This is a genomic window from Candidatus Latescibacter sp. IFSED24, assembly GCF_058273205.1.
This window is the reverse complement of the sequence record NZ_CM177850.1, coordinates 962,764-979,593: the sequence shown is the minus strand read 5'-3', so window position 1 is coordinate 979,593 and position 16,830 is coordinate 962,764. Positions and strand designations below refer to the sequence as shown.

13 protein-coding genes are annotated in these 16,830 nt (G+C 67.9%); 4 read left to right on the top strand and 9 right to left on the bottom strand.

Annotated elements, in window-relative coordinates; all coding sequences use genetic code 11:
- Nucleotides 1-6 precede the first annotated feature (6 nt).
- The 4 genes from gcvH to IFSED24_RS03870 form a co-directional block, all read right to left on the bottom strand.
- Nucleotides 7-384, bottom strand: coding sequence for a glycine cleavage system protein GcvH (gcvH, locus tag IFSED24_RS03885; protein WP_491333913.1), 378 nt, complete (start codon nucleotides 382-384; stop codon nucleotides 7-9).
- 24 nt (nucleotides 385-408) lie between these two features.
- Nucleotides 409-1,551, bottom strand: coding sequence for a glycine cleavage system aminomethyltransferase GcvT (gene gcvT / locus IFSED24_RS03880; RefSeq protein WP_491333912.1), 1,143 nt, complete (start codon nucleotides 1,549-1,551; stop codon nucleotides 409-411).
- Between the two features lie 131 nt (nucleotides 1,552-1,682).
- The gene (gene uvrA / locus IFSED24_RS03875) at nucleotides 1,683-4,562 is read right to left on the bottom strand and encodes an excinuclease ABC subunit UvrA (RefSeq protein ID WP_491333911.1); all 2,880 of its coding nucleotides are present in this window, start codon (nucleotides 4,560-4,562) and stop codon (nucleotides 1,683-1,685) included.
- Between the two features lie 28 nt (nucleotides 4,563-4,590).
- On the bottom strand, nucleotides 4,591-5,349 hold the full coding sequence (locus IFSED24_RS03870) for a peptidylprolyl isomerase (protein WP_491333910.1): 759 nt from the start codon (nucleotides 5,347-5,349) through the stop codon (nucleotides 4,591-4,593).
- A gap of 174 nt (nucleotides 5,350-5,523) precedes the next feature.
- Between IFSED24_RS03870 and IFSED24_RS03865 the strand changes: the two genes are divergently transcribed.
- Nucleotides 5,524-6,684, top strand: coding sequence for an aminotransferase class V-fold PLP-dependent enzyme (locus tag IFSED24_RS03865; RefSeq protein WP_491333909.1), 1,161 nt, complete (start codon nucleotides 5,524-5,526; stop codon nucleotides 6,682-6,684).
- A 114-nt stretch (nucleotides 6,685-6,798) separates the two neighbouring features.
- A complete protein-coding gene (locus tag IFSED24_RS03860; protein WP_491333908.1) occupies nucleotides 6,799-7,377 on the top strand; it encodes a hypothetical protein in 579 nt (192 codons plus the stop codon).
- Between the two features lie 108 nt (nucleotides 7,378-7,485).
- Here IFSED24_RS03860 and IFSED24_RS03855 read toward each other — a convergent pair whose 3' ends face one another.
- The 3 genes from IFSED24_RS03855 to IFSED24_RS03845 form a co-directional block, all read right to left on the bottom strand.
- Nucleotides 7,486-8,106 carry an OmpA/MotB family protein gene (locus IFSED24_RS03855; protein WP_491333907.1) on the bottom strand — a complete coding sequence of 207 codons (621 nt, stop codon included), beginning with the start codon at nucleotides 8,104-8,106 and terminating at the stop codon, nucleotides 7,486-7,488.
- A 191-nt stretch (nucleotides 8,107-8,297) separates the two neighbouring features.
- Nucleotides 8,298-8,963, bottom strand: a complete 666-nt coding sequence (locus IFSED24_RS03850) for a potassium channel family protein (RefSeq protein ID WP_491333906.1) — start codon at nucleotides 8,961-8,963, stop codon at nucleotides 8,298-8,300.
- A 22-nt stretch (nucleotides 8,964-8,985) separates the two neighbouring features.
- A complete protein-coding gene (locus IFSED24_RS03845; protein ID WP_491333905.1) occupies nucleotides 8,986-10,785 on the bottom strand; it encodes a TrkH family potassium uptake protein in 1,800 nt (599 codons plus the stop codon).
- Nucleotides 10,786-11,099: 314 nt separating this feature from the next.
- On the opposite strand from IFSED24_RS03845, the gene IFSED24_RS03840 reads away from it, so the two are divergent.
- Both IFSED24_RS03840 and IFSED24_RS03835 read left to right on the top strand, forming a co-directional pair.
- Entirely contained in the window at nucleotides 11,100-13,142 is a 2,043-nt protein-coding gene (locus IFSED24_RS03840) for a tetratricopeptide repeat protein (RefSeq protein ID WP_491333904.1), read from the top strand.
- A 43-nt stretch (nucleotides 13,143-13,185) separates the two neighbouring features.
- A complete protein-coding gene (locus tag IFSED24_RS03835; RefSeq protein WP_491333903.1) occupies nucleotides 13,186-14,346 on the top strand; it encodes a DUF4388 domain-containing protein in 1,161 nt (386 codons plus the stop codon).
- A 69-nt stretch (nucleotides 14,347-14,415) separates the two neighbouring features.
- Here IFSED24_RS03835 and IFSED24_RS03830 read toward each other — a convergent pair whose 3' ends face one another.
- Both IFSED24_RS03830 and IFSED24_RS03825 read right to left on the bottom strand, forming a co-directional pair.
- Complete coding sequence (locus IFSED24_RS03830; protein ID WP_491333902.1) at nucleotides 14,416-15,279, bottom strand: hypothetical protein; 864 nt, start codon at nucleotides 15,277-15,279, stop codon at nucleotides 14,416-14,418.
- A 282-nt stretch (nucleotides 15,280-15,561) separates the two neighbouring features.
- Nucleotides 15,562-16,830 (bottom strand): M16 family metallopeptidase, encoded by a 1,269-nt coding sequence (locus tag IFSED24_RS03825; protein ID WP_491333901.1) that lies wholly within the window; start codon nucleotides 16,828-16,830, stop codon nucleotides 15,562-15,564.

Genomic DNA, 16,830 nt, shown 5'->3' with positions numbered 1-16,830 from the left:
TGGCTGCTAGCTGCCGAGGAGCCCCTCGTAGGCGGCGGCGTCCAGGAGGCTGTCGAGCTCCGCGGGGTCGCTCAGACGGACCTTGAACATCCAGCCGTCGTCCAGGGGGCTGCTGTTGACCTGACCGGGATCGCCGTCGAGGGCCTCGTTGATCTCCACGATCTCGCCGCTGACGGGGATGTAGAGATCGGCCACGGCCTTCACCGATTCGATGGAGCCCACGGCGTCGCCGGCCGAAAACTCGGCCCCGACCTCGGGCAGATCGACGTAGACGATGTCGCCGAGCTCGCTGGCGGCGTGGTCGGTCACGCCCACGATGCCGATCTCACCCTCCAACTGGACCCACTCGTGTTCCTGGCTGTACTTGCGATCATCGGGAATCATGCTCGCTCCTCGGGTTGACTGTCCTCAGGACAGCGTACGATCGGCGCGCGGGTCACCCTTGACCCGCGCTGCCAGGAAAGGCAGATCGACCCGGGTGCAGTCCAGGCGCTTGCCACGGACCTCCACCGCCAGATCGGCGTCCTCGAAATCCTTGTCGATCAGCGCCAGCGCCAGCTTGCGCTGCAGGGTCGGCGCGAAGGTGCCGCTGGTCACGAACCCGACCTGTCGGTCGCCAACCAGGACCGGCGCCCCTTCGCGGGCGATGGGCCCACCGCTGACCGCCAGGCCCACCAGCGTGCGGGGCACGCCGGCCTCCTTCTGGGCGACGAGGGCGTCGCGGCCGATGAAGCCGTGCTTCTTCTTCAGCTTCACCGCCCAGCCGATCCCCGCCTCGAGCGGCGTCCAGTCCTCGCTCAGCTCGTGCCCGTAGAGGCAGTAGCACGCCTCGAAGCGCAGCGTGTCGCGCGCGGCCAGGCCGATGGGCTCGACCCCGAGGTCCTCGCCCAGGCTCAGCAGCTCCAGCCAGATCGGCAGCATGTCGGCGTTGGGCAGGTACAGCTCGTAGCCGTGCTCGCCGGTGTAGCCGGTGCGCGAGACGATCCACTCGCCGCCGGGACCGTCATGCAGGACGTGGGTGTAGAAATCGAGGGCGTCGATGTCGGCGCCACGGGCGGCGAGCTGCGTCAGCCGGCCCAGCAGTTCCCGGCTCTCCGGGCCCTGCACGGCGATCAGCGCCATGCGCTCGCTCGCGTCGTCCATGGTCACGCCCGACGCGGGCAAGTGCTGCGTCATCCAGGCCGCGATCTTGTCGTGATTGGCGGCGTTCATCACCACCAGCCAGCGCTCGGCCGCGAGCCGGTAGATCAGCATGTCGTCGAGGGTGCGGCCCTGCTCGTTGCACATGGTGGTGTAGACCACCTTGCCCGGCTCGCCCTTGAGGATGCTGTTGCTGACCAGGCCCGAGAGCCAGGTGCCGGCGTCGGGTCCCTCGAGGTAGACCTCGCCCATGTGGGTGATGTCGAAGAGGCCGACCCGCTCGCGGACGGCGGCGTGCTCGGCCAGGACGCCGGTGTACTGCACGGGCATCTCGAAGCCGGCGAACTCGACCATGCGGGCGCCGTGATCACGGTGCCACTGGCTCAGGGGGGTCTGCTTGAGATCGGTCACGCGAGGTCTCCTGCGGGTGTTGCGACCTGGTTCGATTGGCGGGTCGCCGAGCGCGCGCAGCGGCAGCGGCCAGCGCCCGGAAATCTAACGCCGCGGCCAGGCAAAGCCAAGCGGGTATTGGCGACCCGTCATCAGGAATCGCCCGTCGGGCCGCTTCCGGACCCGGCGAAGAATTCACGGAGCATGGCGCCGGTGTAGGACCGATCACAGCCGGCCACCTCCGCCAGCGGACCCGCCACCACCACCTCGCCCCCGGCCTGGCCGCCCTCGGGACCGAGATCGACGACCCAGTCGGCCCGGCGGATCACCTCGGGATTGTGCTCGATGACCAGCACGCTGTTGCCGTGGGCGATGAGCCGCGCGAGCACCTCGAGCAGCCGGTCGACGTCGCAGAAATGCAACCCCGTGGTGGGCTCGTCGAGGATATAGAGCGTGGGGCGCGAGCCGCCGCGCGACAGTTCCTTGACCAGCTTCAGGCGCTGGGCCTCGCCGCCGGAGAGGGTGGCTCCGGCCTGGCCCAGCCGCAGGTAGCCCAAGCCGACTCCCTGCATGGTCTCGAGGATCTTGCGGCAGGCCGGCACGGTCTCCAGGAGAACGAGCGCCTGGTCCACGCTCATGTCCAGGACCTGGGCGATGTCGTGCCCCTTGAAGTGCACCTCGAGGGTCTCGCGATCGAAGCGCCGACCCTGGCAATCCTCGCAGAGCACCTCCACGTCGGGCAGGAAGTCCATGGTCAGCCGCCGCACGCCGGCGCCCTCGCAGGTCTGGCAGCGGCCGCCGGCGGTGTTGAAGCTGAACCGTCCGGCGCCGTAACCGCGGATGCGCGCCAGGTTGGTCTGGGCGAAGAGCTTGCGGATGTGGCCGTAGAGGCCGGTGTAGGTGGCCGGGGTCGAGCGCGGGGTGCGGCCGATGGGCGACTGGTCCACCAGCACCACCGCCTTGAGCCGGTCGAGTCCGTCGAGTTCGCCGCAAGGCTCGGGCCGCTTGCGGGCGCGATGCAGGCGGCCGGCCAGCACGCGGTAGAGCGTGTCGTGCACCGCCGTGCTCTTGCCCGACCCGGACACTCCGGTGATCACCGTCAGCCGCTCGAGCGGCAGCGCCAGTTCGATATCCTTGAGGTTGCGCCCGCGCAGGCCGGCCAGACGCAGCCAGTGCTCGGGGGCGCCGCCGGTCAGCGGTTCGGCCGCGCGGCTGCCGACCCGTCCCGCCAGGTAATCGCCGGTGGCGCTGCCCACTGTGGCCATGACCTCGGCCACCGTACCCTGTGCCACCAGTTCGCCGCCGTGCTCGCCTGCGCCGGGTCCGAGGTCGACGATGTGGTCGGCCGCGAGCATCACGTCGCGGTCGTGTTCGACCACGATCACGCTGTTGCCGCGGTCACGCAGAGCCTCCAGCGTGCCGATGAGCCGGCGGATGTCGCGGTGGTGCAGGCCGACGCTGGGCTCGTCGAGGATGTAGAGCACGCCGGTGAGCTGGCTGCCGACCTGCGTGGCCAGCCGCACGCGTTGCCCCTCGCCGCCGGACAGGGTGCGCGTGGCGCGCGAGAGCGACAGGTAGCTCACACCGACGCGGAGCAGGAAGCCCAGCCGGTGCGCGATCTGCTGGACGATGGGTCCGCCCACGGCCTGGTCGCGCGCGCCCGTGAAGCTCAGGCCGTCCACCCAGGCCGCCAGTTCGGTGAGGGTCAGGTCGTTGACCGCGCCGATGCTGCGACCGCCCACCTGGAACTGGAGCGCCTCGGGTCGCAGGCGCATGCCCCGGCAGGCCGGGCAGGACTCCTCGGCCATGATCTTCTCGAGGTTCTGGCGGATGCGTTCGCTCTTGGTCTCCCGATGCCGCCGGACCAGCTCGGGCACCATGCCGGGCCAGCCCTTGAGGAAGGCCGCGTAGTGCTTGTGGTCCTGCAGGGCGCGGTCGGTGGCGGGATCGAGACCGTGGAGCAGGACCTCACGCGTGGTCGGCTCGAGCTCGCCCCACGCGGTCTCGAGCGAGAAGCCCAGCGCGCCTGCGAGTGCCTCGATCTGGGTGTAGAGCCAGCTGCTCTCCTTGCCCTTGAGGAACTCCACCGCGCCGCCGGCCAGGCTCATGCCGGGATCGGGCACCAGCAGGTCGGCCGGGATCGTGCGCAGCGTGCCCAGGCCATTGCAGTCGGGACACGACCCCACCGGACTGTTGAAGCTGAACAGCCGGGGATCGGGTTCGGGGAAGCCACGGCCGCAGCCGGGACAGCTGCTGGTGCGGCTGTACCAGTGCTCCTGGCCGCCTGCCAGCACCAGCACCGACCCCTCGCCCAGCTCGGTGGCCGTGGTCAGGCCGGCGCGGAGACGGTCGCGCAGGCCCTCGCGCAGTACGAAGCCGTCGACCACCACGGCGATGTCGTGCCGCTTGCCCGCGGCGAGTTCTCCCGGCTCGTCGAGGTCGCACATCTCGCCGTCGATCAGCGCGCGCACGTAGCCGTCCATGAACAGCTTCTCGAGCAGCTTCTTGTGCTGCCCCTTGCGCCCGCGCACCACCGGCGCCAGCAGGTAGCAGCGCGTGCCCTGCGGCAGGCCGAGGAGCTCGTCCTCGATGTCGGCGAGCGGCCGGCTGGCCGCCGGCAGGTTGCAGTCGGGACAGTGCGGCACGCCGACGCGCGCGTAGAGCAGGCGCAGGAAATTGGTGATCTCGGTGGTGGTGCCCACGGTGGAGCGCGGGCTGGTGCCCAGGCCCTTCTGGTCGATGGCCAGCGCCGGCGAGAGGCCATCCACGCGGTCGACGTCGGGCTTGGGCAACTGGTCGAGGAACTGGTGCGCGTAGCTCGACAGGCTCTCGATGTAGCGGCGCTGGCCCTCGGCGTAGAGCGTGTCGAAGGCCAGCGACGACTTGCCCGAGCCGCTGGGGCCGGTCACCACGACCAGCCGTCGCCTGGGCAGGCTGAGGTCCAGGTCCTTCAGGTTGTGGACCCGTACGCCCTTGATGGTGATCTCACCGCGACTGCGGTCGCCCCCACGTTTCACACGTTGTTCTGACATGATCCTCGTTCACTGGTGGCGCGCAGGGTTACCAGGTGCTCCCGCCGGCGGCGAGGGTCTCGAGCATGGCCCGGTAGGCCGCCTGCTCGTCGGCCGACAGGCTGGCCACGCCGGTCAGGACGTCGCAGCGTGCGATATGGACCGGATTGGCCGGAGCCTCGCGGCCCTTGGCGGGGTCGGTGGGCGCCGAGACGATGCGGTCGGCCACGTCCATGCCGGTGACCACGTGGCCGAAGATTGTGTACTGGCGATCGAGGGCCGGCGTGGCATCGACGCAGACGAAGAACTGGCTGCCCGCCGAGTCCTGCGCCCGCGACCGGGCCATGCTCAGGGTGCCGCGCAGGTGCTTGGCGGTCTTGGAGAACTCGGCCTTGAGATTGGCGCGCGTGTCCAGGCTCACTCCGGCGTAGCCCTTGGCCTCGAGGATCTTGCCGGCCTCGGCCAGCTGGGCGAGCTCGTCTTCCGTCAGCACGTCGCTCAGGGCCGGCCCGCCCTGGCCGTCGTTGCGCGGATCGCGGTCCTTGCTGTTGGGATCCCCGCCCTGGATCACGAATCCGGGCACGATCCGGTGGAACGCGGTCCCGTCGAAGAACCCGGTGCTGGCCAGGTGCAGGAAGTTGGCGGCGTGGTGCGGCGCCAGGTCGGGGAACAGCGCCACCAGCATCTCGCCCTCGTCGGTCAGGATGCGGACGAAGGGCACCTCGTCGTCGGCCGGGACGGCCGCGACGGGCAGGGCGAGCAGGATCAGGGCGCAGGCGGTGAGCAGACGGACGGTCGACCGGAACATGGTCCCTCCTCGGGTGCTGGGCGGTTGGCGACTCGTTGACCGCGGGATGGTAGCCCCCCACGGCCAGGCTGGCAAGGGGGTCGGTCTTGCTTCCACCGTTTCAGTGGGCCATACTTGCGGTGTCTTTGAGTCACCCGCCTGCCGGGCCCCCGTACGTCGAGCCGAGGAGCGAGCATGAGCGACCTGATCTACCTGGACAACGCGGCCACTGCTTTCCCCAAGCCTCCCGAAGTCATCGACACCATGGCCGACTTCTACCGGAACTACGGGGTGAACCCCGGCCGGGCGGGTTACGACCTCGCCGTCGAGGCCGGTCTGATGCTCGATGGCGCCCGTTCGCTGCTCGACCGTTTCTTCAACAATCCCGCCCAGGATCGCGACCGGGTCTGCTTCGGCCTCAACGCCTCGGCCGGACTCAACATGATGATCCAGGGCGTCTGCCAGCCGGGCGACCATGTCGTGAGCACCATGCTCGAGCACAACTCGGTGCTGCGGCCGCTCTACGAGATGGAACAGGTCGGCATCATCACTCACGACCTGGTGCCCTTCGACGGCCAGGGCTTCGTCGATCCCGACGACATCGCCGCCGCCATCAAGCCCAACACCCGGCTGGTGATCATCAACCACGGCTCCAACGTCCTCGGCACCATCCAGGACGCTGCGGCCGTGGGCAGGATCTGCCGCGAGAAGGGCGTGCTCTTCGCCCTGGACACCGCCCAGACCGCCGGCATGATCCCCATCGACATGGCCGCCTGGCACGTGGACATGCTGGCGTTCACCGGCCACAAGTCGCTCATGGGCCCCACCGGCACCGGCGGCATGGTCATCGGCCCCGACGTGCCCATCCGCGCCACGCGCTGGGGCGGCACCGGCGTCAAGTCGGCGGTCAAGACCCACCTCGACTACTTCCCCTACATCGGCGAGGTCGGCACCGCCAACACCGTGGGCATCGCCGGCCTCAAGCGCGGCGTCGAGTGGGTGCAGGAGCAGGGCATGGACAAGATCCGCCGCCACGAGATGGACCTGGCCCGGCGCCTCATCGAGGGCCTGCGCGAGATCCCCAAGGTGACGCTCTACTGCGCCGACTCCGGCGAGCGCAACCTGCCGGTGGTCTGCTGCAACGTCGCGGGCTTCGAGTCGACCCAGACCGGCGAGATCCTCGACGTCGAGCACGACATCGCCACGCGCATCGGCCTGCACTGCGCCCCCCTGGCCCACGTCGGCATCGGCACCACCCCCAAGGGCACCGTCCGCTTCTCCGTGGGCCCCTTCAACACGGTCGAGCACATCGACGCCGCCATCGTCGGCATGCAGGACGTGGCCTCCATGCGCTAGGCGCCGCGCCTCCAGGCTGCACCGGCGGCCCGCCCGGGACACCCCGGGCGGGCCGCCGTCGTTGACAGCCCGTCCCCCCGCGGCCTATCGTCAAACTCAACGGAGGGATCCCCCATGCACGCAAGACACCGGCGCGGACTCGCCTGCCTCTGCCTGGCCGCCCTGCTGAGCACCACCGGCTGCAGTTCCTGGCGGACCGTCCACCGGGCGGGCCCCGCGAGTCCCGAAGCCGCCTCCACCCCGCGGCCCGGCGACAACGTCCAGCTCGTGCGCCGCGACGGCGCGGTCCGCGACGGCGTCCTCGCCACCATGGACGCCGACAGCCTCTACTGCCGGGAGTTCGCCACCGCCTGGACCGACATCGCCGAGGTCCTCCCCCAGGCGCCCGCCCCGACGTCAGAACTCGTGCTCAACCTCAAGACCCGCCTGACCACCACCGACGCCAAGCGCCACGAGGGCTATCTCACCGCCATGGATGCCACCACCCTGACCCTGGCCGACCACCCTGCCCGCAACGACTTCCGCCCCCCCGACCTGACCACCATCCCGCTAGCCACCATCGCCACCATCGAACAGCAAGCCCCCAGCGCCACCGCCACCCTCATGGCCGCCCTCGGCATCACCGCCGCCCTCACCCTCGTCGCCGCCATCATCTACGTCAGCACCGCCGGCGGCTGGAACCTGGGCAGCTAGCCTCTCCTCCCACCCAAGGAGAAGTAGTCGGCGTCATCACGAGCGTTACAAGAAACCGCCCGGCCATGAAGGCCGGGCGGTTTCGCAGTTCGCTCGAGCTGACGCCGACTACTTCTCCGGCTTGTGGAGCACGATCCGCACCCGCCGGTTCTGGCTCCGACCATCCGCCGTCCCGTTGTCCGCGATCGGCCGGTAGGGGCCGTAGCTGACCACGGCGAAGCGGTCGGTGCCCAGGCCCAGGTCGTTGGTCAGGTAGCGGGTGACCGCCGACGAACGGAAGGCGCCCAGCTCCCAGTTGCTCGGCCACTTCTCCTGGTACTCCTCGAGGATCTTCTTGTCGTCGGTGTGGCCCTCGACGAAGATGTCCCAGTCGGGGTAACGCTGGAGCGTGGTGGCGATGGCCTGCAGCGCGGGCACCATGGTCTCCAGGACCATGGCCTGGCCGGAGGCGAACTGGACGGTGTCGTCCAGGTCGATGATCACGACCTCGTTCATCTTCTCCACGAGGACCGCGTTCTCCATCTCGGCTTCCTTGATGTTCTTGCGCAGCTCATCGGTCAGGTCGTTGCACTCGGCCAGCGTGGCCTCGCGCTCGCCGAGCTGCTGCTGCAGGTCGGCGATCTGGGCATCCAGCGCCATGATCTGCTCCTCGTACTCCTTGCACGAGCAACCAGCCAGGGTGACGGCCGCCGCCAGCACGGCCAGCAGGACGAGATTCCGCATCTTCATCGTGTCCCTCCTCGGGCTTGCGGCGCCTAGTTGCCCTGGGGCAGGGCGGGATCGACGCGCCAACATGAGAAATCCTTTTCGAATCTTACAGCGAGCAGGTGGTGCCATCCTGACACCACCTCATCGGAACGGCCACAAGATACCCCGGCTGCGGCGGTGTGCAAAGCATAAATTCTATCCACCGAGGCTGTTCAGGCGGTCGCCAGGGCCGCGAGAACCTCGTTCTGTCCGATGACATCCATGAGATCACCGGGCTCGAACACGGTGGCTCCGTGCGGCAGTGGAATGAAGCGTTCCTCGCCGTCCCCGACCTCGGTGCGCACGATCTGCACCAGGTTGATCCGCTCGCTGCCCAGCAGCTCCAGATCGGCCAGACTCTTCCCCGACCAGGCCGCCGGCACCGGCAGGCGGCGCAGGCTGTAGCCGGCGGGAAGCTCCACGAAATCCACGATGTTCCCGCCTAGGATGTGGTCGGCCAGACGCTCGCCCATCTCCTCCTCGGGCATCACCACCTGATGGGCGCCGACCTCATGCAAGACCTTGCTCTGCATCGGGTTGATCGCCTTGGCCACCACCAGCGGCACCCCCAGTTCGCGGCAATGCAGTGTCACCAGGACCGAGGCCTCGAAGTTCGAGGCCATGGCCACGACCGCCACATCCATGTCGCCGACGTCGTAGGCGGTGAGGTTGGTGCGCTCGGTCGCGTCGCAGGCGATGGCCGCGGTGACCGTGTCGGTGGCCCGCTGGATCACCGCCTGGCTGCGGTCGATGGCCAGGACCTCGGCTCCCTGATCGTAGAATCGACGGGCGCAGGCCGACCCGAAGCGGCCCATCCCCATGACGACCACTCTGGTCATCGCGACCTCCTTTCGTTCGGTATCAGCCGATCATGATGCCGCTGCGCGGCAGACGTACCGTAGCATCCCTGGCGGGGCGGACCAGGACATAGGCGAAGGTCAGGACCCCCAGGCGCCCCACGAACATGAGCAGCATCACCACGATCTTCCCCACCACCGAGAGCGCCGGCGTGAGCCCCAGGCTGAGTCCGACCGTGCCCAGCGCCGACACCGCCTCGAAGGCCGTGACCAGGAACGGGGCCCGTTCGGTGATCAGCAGCACCAGGGTCCCCAGCGCGGCCAGCAGCGCCGCGGCGGTGAGCACGACCGTGGCGCGATGGCGATCCTGATCCTCGAGCTCGCGCCCGCCGATCCGCGCCTGGCGGCGGCCGGCGGCGATGGCCCGGATCTCGGCAGCCACCACCGCCACCGTGGAGATCTTCACGCCGCCAGCGGTGGATCCTGGTCCCGCGCCCACGAACATGAGCAAGATCATGGCGAAGAGCGAGGCGGGAGCCAGCGTGGTGAGGTCGAGACTGTTGAAGCCGGCGGTGCGGCACGTGGCCGCCTGGAAGAACGCGTGCAGCAGGCCGTCCCGCCAGCCGTACTTCACCAGCGCTCCGCCGCGCTCCAGCCCCAGCAGCACCACGGTGCCCACCAGCAACAAGCCGGCGGTCCAGCGGAGAACCACCCGGGTCTGGAGCGAGAGCCGGGGCTTCGACGATCGCGGCAAACCGCGGCCGGAAGCGTGGGCCACACGCAGCAGGTCCAGCGCCACCACGAAGCCCAATCCGCCGAGGATCAGGAGTCCAGCCACGGCCAGCACTCCGGTCGGTCGGGCCGACCAGCCCACCAGCGAGTCCGCGAAGGTGCTGAAGCCCGCGTTGCAGAAGGCGGACACCGCGTGGAAGACCGCGCAGAAGAGTCGGTCGCCGGGGTCGGCCACCAGTCCGTCCAGGCTCGAGTAGAGCACCACGGTGCCCAGCGTCTCGGTGCCCAGGGTCCAGAGCAGGATGAAACGCAGGATCGGTCGCACCTGCTGCAGCATGGGCACCTGGAACACCTCGCGCATGAGCCTGTTCTCGCGGACGCCGATCCCGCGGCCCAGCAACAGCGCCAGCGCCGCCGTGAGGCTCATGATCCCCAGTCCGCCCAGCTGCATGAGGATCAGGATCACCACGTGCCCGAACCGCGTGAACTCGCTGGCCGTGTCGCGCACGATCAACCCGGTGACACAGACCGCACTGGTGGCGGTGAACAGCGCGTCGACCAGACCGATGGGATCGCCAGCGGGCGTGGCCTCGGGCAAGCTCAGCAGACCGGCTCCGGCCACGATGACCACGGCGAAGACCAGCAGGAACGCCACGCCGGGACGGATCCGCAGCGACGCGAACCGGCCGTGCAGGCGCGGCAGATTGACCAGGACCAGGGCCGTGATGTGCAGCTGCAGGACGACCAGGAAGATCTGGGTCAGCGAAGTCGGTCGCAGCCAGTCGAAGGTCTGCCCGGCGAGCAGGCGCGTGCCGAGGACCCGTACCGCCACCAGCTCCAGCAGCAGCAGGAACGACAGCACCAGCCCCGGCCAGCGCTGGCGCAGGAACGCCCGGGCTCCCGTCCGCTGGCACCAGGCCACCACCAGCTCGACCAGGAAGAGCGACACGGCCAGGATTTCCAGGATCTGCGCCAGCCGGTCGTGGACCGGACTGGCGGGCAGACCGTGGGCCACCAGCAATCCCCCCAGCCCGCAGACGCCCGCCGCCAGCAGGATCAGGGCTCGCTGGACCGCGGCCCGGTCATCGAGCAGCCCCAGCCTCATCCGCGGCCCCAGGGTTGCAAAGTGCATGCATCCGTTCCCCCGACCGCCAGGGGAACCAGGGAAAACCGTAGGCCAGCCGGGTCGGCAGCAAAAAGGCCCGGTTTCGCGCGATCGAGGGCTGCGGACGCCTGGAACACGTCCGGCCCCCTACGGCCGACCGCCACGTGGAACCATGAGGAATCCTGGGAACGTCCCGGCACGAACATTGAACCTTCCCACCCGCAGAAGGAATGATGTGGCGTTTTGCCACCACCGGACCCGCGACCTGTTGCGGGTGGCCAGCCGTCGACCATACTCCGGCCGGGCCCCCGGAAATGCAACCTTCGAGAGGCAGCAGCGCCGTGACTCGACACCTTCGCCAGCAACCGAGCATCGCCCCATGCGAATCCTGGCGCCATCTGGCGGGATCGATCCTGATCACGGTCCTCTGTGCGATCTGGACGACACCGGCCGTGGCCGAGCAAGCCGCCCCGCTGGATACGCTGGAAACCACACCGCCGCCGGTCAGCGGCGCCAGCCTGGCCATCTCGCGCAACGTCCTGCCTGACGTCTCGACCACCGTCATCCCCCGGTCGGCCCCCCCCCGGGTGCCGCCGCGCCTGGACGACCCCACCACCGGCGACCGTCTCTTCCGGGCCGCCCGCCATGCCGCCGAGCAGGGACTCCCGCAGCAGGCGGACGTCAAGGTCCGGGCCGCCCTGAACGCCCGGCCTGGCGACAGCAGGATCCCCATCTGGCAAGTCACACAGGCCCTGCGCAATCGCGACCCTGGCGCCTTCGTCTGGCACCTGCCCGGCGCCCTCCGCAGCGTCATCGCCGACCCCCTGGCCATCCCCCGCCTCGCCATCCAGGCCCACCAGGCTGCGGTGCTCCTGCTCGCGGTCTTCTGGAGCCTCCTGGTGGCGGCCGGCCTGGCAGCCTGGTGGCGTCCCCTGGCCCACGACATCTCCGCCCTGCTCTTCCGGGATCCCAACCACCGACTCCGGAACTGGGTGCCCTGGATCCTGATCTTCGCCATCATCCTGGCCCGGCCGGGCTGGTTCGGCGGCCTGGCGCTGTTCTCGGTGATCCTGCTCCTGCAGGCCCGCGGCCGCAGCCGCACCATCTTCGTGACCACCTGGGTGCTGGCCCTGGTCCTGACCTTCCCCAACTGGCCCTGGATGCGCGATTGCGTCGCCGTGATCGACCCCTCCAGCGAGACCACGCTGCTGGTGCGGGCAGGGCAGGAATCTCCCTCGACCCAGCTGATCCAGGAACTGCGTGAACGCCTGGCCGGCGCCGAGGACCCCGCCCGCCAGCTCCGCCTGCGACAGGCCCTGGGCCTGCAAGAGGCCCGCCGCGGTCGCTTCAGCGCGAGCAACGAGCAGTTCCGGGCAGTCCTCGACCAGAGCAGCGGCAACCTCACCGCCCTGGTCGGTGTGGCCAACAACTCCTACTTCACCAGCCGCTACGACGAAGCCCTGGCCGGCTACCTCCACGCCCGCGAACTCGCACCGGACCGCGGCGAGATCCCCTACAACCAGGCCCAGGTCTACTTCAAGAAGCTCTTCGTGCCCGAGGCCGGGCGCGCCCTCGAGGACGCCCGCCGCCTCGGCTTCGATCCTCCCGTCGAACAGGAAGGGACCCAGGGCGCCCAGAACTACTCGCCCGCCGTTTACCTGTCCCTCTCGCGGGAAGACCTGAAGGCGAGCGCCCACAGCGAGGCCGCCAACTATCCGCCGCTGGCCTGGCTGGCATCATGGAACTACTTCCTCGGTTCGCCACCGCTGCCGCTGTTCATCGTCCTGGCCGGCCTCTTCACCGCAGGCGTGATCCTCGCCTACTGGGGCGGCGTCGTGGACGAGATCCGCACCTGTGAGAGTTGCGGCAACGAGATCTGTCGCAGCTGCTGTGTCGATCGTGGCGGCGCGCTGATCTGCCGCGAATGCAACGAGACCGCGGACCGATCGCGCAGCGAGATGGTCCTGGCGACCCTGCTGAAGAACCGCAGCCGCACCGTGGGACTGGCCACCACGGCCAGGCTGGCCTTGCTGGCCCGCCTCCTGCCCGGCGCCGCGCATCTGGCCATCGGCGAGAACATGCGGGCGTTGTCCCGGCTGACCCTGCTGGCCCTGGCCGTCTACCTCATCGGTTTCGGCTGGGCGTTCGATCCCGCCGCCGCCTGGGCTTCCCCGGGCCTGAGCCTGGCCGAGGAGACCGTGCATCCGGTCTGGCTGCCCCTGCCGGCCACCGGCTGGTGTGGTTTGCTGGGCTGGCCCGTCCTGGCCGGCTGGGTGCTCCTGGTCCTGGTCTACAGCACCGCGCTGATCGATGGCACCAAGCTCCGCCTCCGACTACCCGAACGATTCGTCCAGTGCCATGGTGGCCCGGCCACCAGCCAGTGACAGGCATGACCGTATCACGACGTAGACATCAGGGAGACAAGACATGGCACTGAAGGGACAGCTCCACGACTTCAATCTGGCGGAGATCCTCCAGCTCATCGCCAGCCAGCAGAAGAGTGGCTTCCTGGTGCTCGAGGGTCACCGGGAGATGGTCTTCATCTTCGACAAGGGTGTCCTCATCTCCACGCGCGACCGACGCAGCGAGGCCCCCGACCCCCTGGAGACGTTCCTGCGCAATTATGGCTTCTTCACCGAGAGCCAGTGGGCGCACATCGGCTACATCCGTCAGAACAGTTCGCTCGACCTCGCCGAGATCCTGGTCTCCGAGGAGCTGATGACCAAGGAAGCCCTGGATGCGGTGTTGATGAATGCGGCTCGCGAAGCCGCCCATCGCGGCATGAAGATGCGCCGCGGTCGCTACAACTTCACCGCCACCAAGGACACGCCGCCTGGAGTCCGCTGGCGTATCCAGATGGACGTGCAGGGACTTCTGATGGAGGCCGCCCGACGCGTGGACGAGGAAGCCGAACTCGGACGCCTGCTGCCCAGCCAATCCATCACCTTCGTGCAGGGCGAGACCCCACCGCCACCGGATGCACTATCCGCCACCGGCCGCCGCGTCATCAAGCTGGCCCTGGGCGGTCGACCGCTCGGCCGCATCATCCGCCTCGCCCGGACCGACAGCTTCACCACCCGCGAGATGCTCAAGACCTTCATTGATGAAGGTTGGATCGCGGCGGTGATCCCCGAGGACGAGCAGGAAGGCGAGCAGAGGGGCAAGCCGAAGAAGGATCGTGGACAACGGCTGGGCAATCTCCGCCAACCGCTTCTGAGCCTGCTGCTGTTCCTCTTGCTCCTGGGCTTCGGCGCGTTCCGCTGGACGCCCCTGGCCCTCGGTGAAACCGCACTGATCGGCCTGGCGGCCCCGGCCCCGGAACAGGGCGTACCCCTGGAGCAAGCCATGCTGGTCTCCTGGCTCGACGAGAGCCAGCAAGTATGCCGGATGCTCCGGTTGCGACAACTGCAGGACGAGGTCGGCGAGGCTGCACGCCACTATCGCGTCGAGCACGGCAGCTTTCCCGAGCAGTTGCAGGCGCTGGTCCAGGATGGGTTGTTGCAGCGGGGGACTTGGGAGACTATTGATCGGTTGGGGTGGCAGTATGCTCGCCTTGATGCCGGCAATGCCTACCGTCTCTCCCTCTAGATTCTGCCTGGCAGATTGTTGCTCGAACACAACGATTCCAATCCTGCACCATCTACCAAGGCGCTCACATCAACGCGCGTACTTCAACTCATGCCTTCGATTCACTCCCAGCACTGGCGTCTCCACACGTCTCCAATAGTAGTCATCCCACCGCGGCGGTAGCGTGACCAAACTCGGAAACAACCGTCGTTCCAGGATATCTTCAACCGTCAACACCCGATCCACTACGCCCCGCAACATCGCCGCCGACACCCGGCACCCGTTCTCCCACCGACGCTTGACGTAGTTCTTCCACAACGCGAACACTCCGAACCGATAACAGCCGTCCTGACGCCTCTTCGCCTGCGCGATCGTCTCTCGACGATGATTAGCACAACTGTGCCGGATGAACGCATCCAGCGCGTTGATCTCGAACATCTCGTTACGCCGGTCCCGACGCGCCCGCGAATCGGTCCGCCGATGTTCGATTTCACAGGCGATCCCCCGCAACGCCCGAGGATAAGCTTGATGCTTATCACTGTGCACGACCGCCCGCTCGGCTCCCCGCAAGCTAACCGCGAACAGTTCTTTCATGCCGATCTGCACAGCCCGCGGATCAGGCCGTCCAATTTGCGACTCGAGCTCGCGACGTCGCTTCCTCTGCCGGGCCGTCATGGTTCCTGACCGCCGCTTTGGGGCGTCGGTGAAATACTCGATGAAGCTGTCGTTGAAACCAACCCCGACCAAGAGTTCGAACGGGAAGAATTGGCTGTACTCGAAGGTCACCAGGCCATCAACAACGATGTCCACACAGGGAGACGCTTCTTGCATCAACTGTCGCTGGAAGAGCAAACTGTGCCGTCCCAGCCGTTGCAGCATGGCATCGACAGTGCCTGGAGCACAACGGAGGGCTCTGGCGATTTGTCGGTTGGCCATACCGCCAATGGTCATCATGAAGATCCTGGGGAGCAGTTCCGGCCGTTTGAGCCAATAGGTTGAGCGGAAGGTCTGAGTAGAGAACGATCGCCGGCAGCTCAGACAGATGTAGCGTTGAACCGAAAATGGGGCGGTTTGACGTAGGAATGTGCCATTGAGCTTATAGGGCCAAAGATCGTGCAAGCCATAGTGATAAGTGCATTTATGATTCGGGCAGTGAGGTGGTTTGAAAGCCTGCTGTGTGACTCTCTTGGGTTGCATAGGGCCACACCAGGCAATGTGTGGGCCCGCAACAATCTTCTAGGCAGAACAAGGGCGATGCGCGGCACAGACTAGTCGGTCGGGGTCGAACCACGCCCCCGCACACCCCTGAATCGTCTCCCGATCCACCGAGTCAATCATCGCCACCAGCTCCGTCACCGGCAGGAACCTGCCAAAATAGATCTCGTTCCTCGCAGCCCGGAACAACTGGTTGTGCCCGCCCTCCAGCGCGAAGACGATCTGTGACTTGATCTGGGCCTTGTTGCTCTCGAGTTCGTCGCTGGGAACGCCCTCCGCGAGGAGTCGACGGTACTCCTGTCGGACGACCTCCCGCACGCGGGCTTCCTTCTCGGGAGTGCAACTGCCAGCACAGCTGACCAGACCGGTGTCGAGCCCCATGTCGGTGTAAGTGTAGACCGTGTAGGCCAGGCCTTCACGTTCGCGGACCGCCTGGAAGATTCGGCTGCTCATGCCGCCGCCCAGCAGGTTGCTCAGCAGCAGCAGCGGCACCCGATCCGGGTGGCTGGTGGCCACGCCGAGATTGCCGATCTCGAAGTAGGTCTGCAGCACGGGGCTCTGGATCACCAGATCGGAAGGCTGGCGAAGCGCGGGGTCGGGTGCAGGTGGACCGATGGTGGCCGGCTCGGTGGGAACGGCCAGGCCGGAGAACTCGGTCGCGACCAGGTCGCGGAAGCCAGGTTCGAGATTGCCGGCGAGAACCAGGACCAGGTTGGATCCGGAGAAGAGCTGCCGGTGTTCGGCCACGAGCAGTTCGCGGTCGAAGCTGCGCACCGTCTCGGGAGTGCCCAGGATCGGCCGGCCGCGGTGGTGCCGCTGGTAGACGTGGGCCGCGTAGGCGTCGTGGAGCCGGTCCTCGGGGGTGTCGAGGGCTTCCTGGATCTCCTCGCAGACCACGTCCTGCTCGAGTGCGATGAGCTGTGGATCCAGCGCCGGGCGCAGCACCATGTCCGCCATGATGGACACGGCCTCTCCGAAGAATTCGGGCAGCACCTTGAGCGTGAACGCCACGTAGTCCTTGGTGGTGAAGGCATCGACCATGGCGCCGATGGCGTCGAAGGCCGTGGCGATGGCGTAGGCGTCGCGGGTCGGCGTGCCCTTGAAGACCATGTGCTCGAGAAAGTGGGTGATCCCCTCGCGCCCCGGGGCCTCGGCGGCGCTGCCGCGTCGTACCCAGAGCCCGAAGCTCACCGCATGCGCGGTGGGGACTGGCACTTCCAGGAACACCGCCCCGCCGGGCAAGATGCTCCGGCGGGGCGGCAGTTCACCATGATAACGTCCGAGGTTCAC

What these genes read in the sequence shown, in the direction of transcription:
- IFSED24_RS03850 (WP_491333906.1), bottom strand. Translation starts at nt 8,963, where the DNA reads ATGACCAGAGTGGTCGTCATGGGGATGGGCCGCTTCGGGTCGGCCTGC.
- IFSED24_RS03835 (WP_491333903.1), top strand. Translation starts at nt 13,186, where the DNA reads ATGGCACTGAAGGGACAGCTCCACGACTTCAATCTGGCGGAGATCCTC.
- IFSED24_RS03830 (WP_491333902.1), bottom strand. Translation starts at nt 15,279, where the DNA reads ATGATGACCATTGGCGGTATGGCCAACCGACAAATCGCCAGAGCCCTC.
- IFSED24_RS03855 (WP_491333907.1), bottom strand. Translation starts at nt 8,106, where the DNA reads ATGAAGATGCGGAATCTCGTCCTGCTGGCCGTGCTGGCGGCGGCCGTC.
- IFSED24_RS03865 (WP_491333909.1), top strand. Translation starts at nt 5,524, where the DNA reads ATGAGCGACCTGATCTACCTGGACAACGCGGCCACTGCTTTCCCCAAG.
- IFSED24_RS03860 (WP_491333908.1), top strand. Translation starts at nt 6,799, where the DNA reads ATGCACGCAAGACACCGGCGCGGACTCGCCTGCCTCTGCCTGGCCGCC.
- IFSED24_RS03845 (WP_491333905.1), bottom strand. Translation starts at nt 10,785, where the DNA reads ATGCACTTTGCAACCCTGGGGCCGCGGATGAGGCTGGGGCTGCTCGAT.
- gcvH (WP_491333913.1), bottom strand. Translation starts at nt 384, where the DNA reads ATGATTCCCGATGATCGCAAGTACAGCCAGGAACACGAGTGGGTCCAG.
- IFSED24_RS03870 (WP_491333910.1), bottom strand. Translation starts at nt 5,349, where the DNA reads ATGTTCCGGTCGACCGTCCGTCTGCTCACCGCCTGCGCCCTGATCCTG.
- uvrA (WP_491333911.1), bottom strand. Translation starts at nt 4,562, where the DNA reads ATGTCAGAACAACGTGTGAAACGTGGGGGCGACCGCAGTCGCGGTGAG.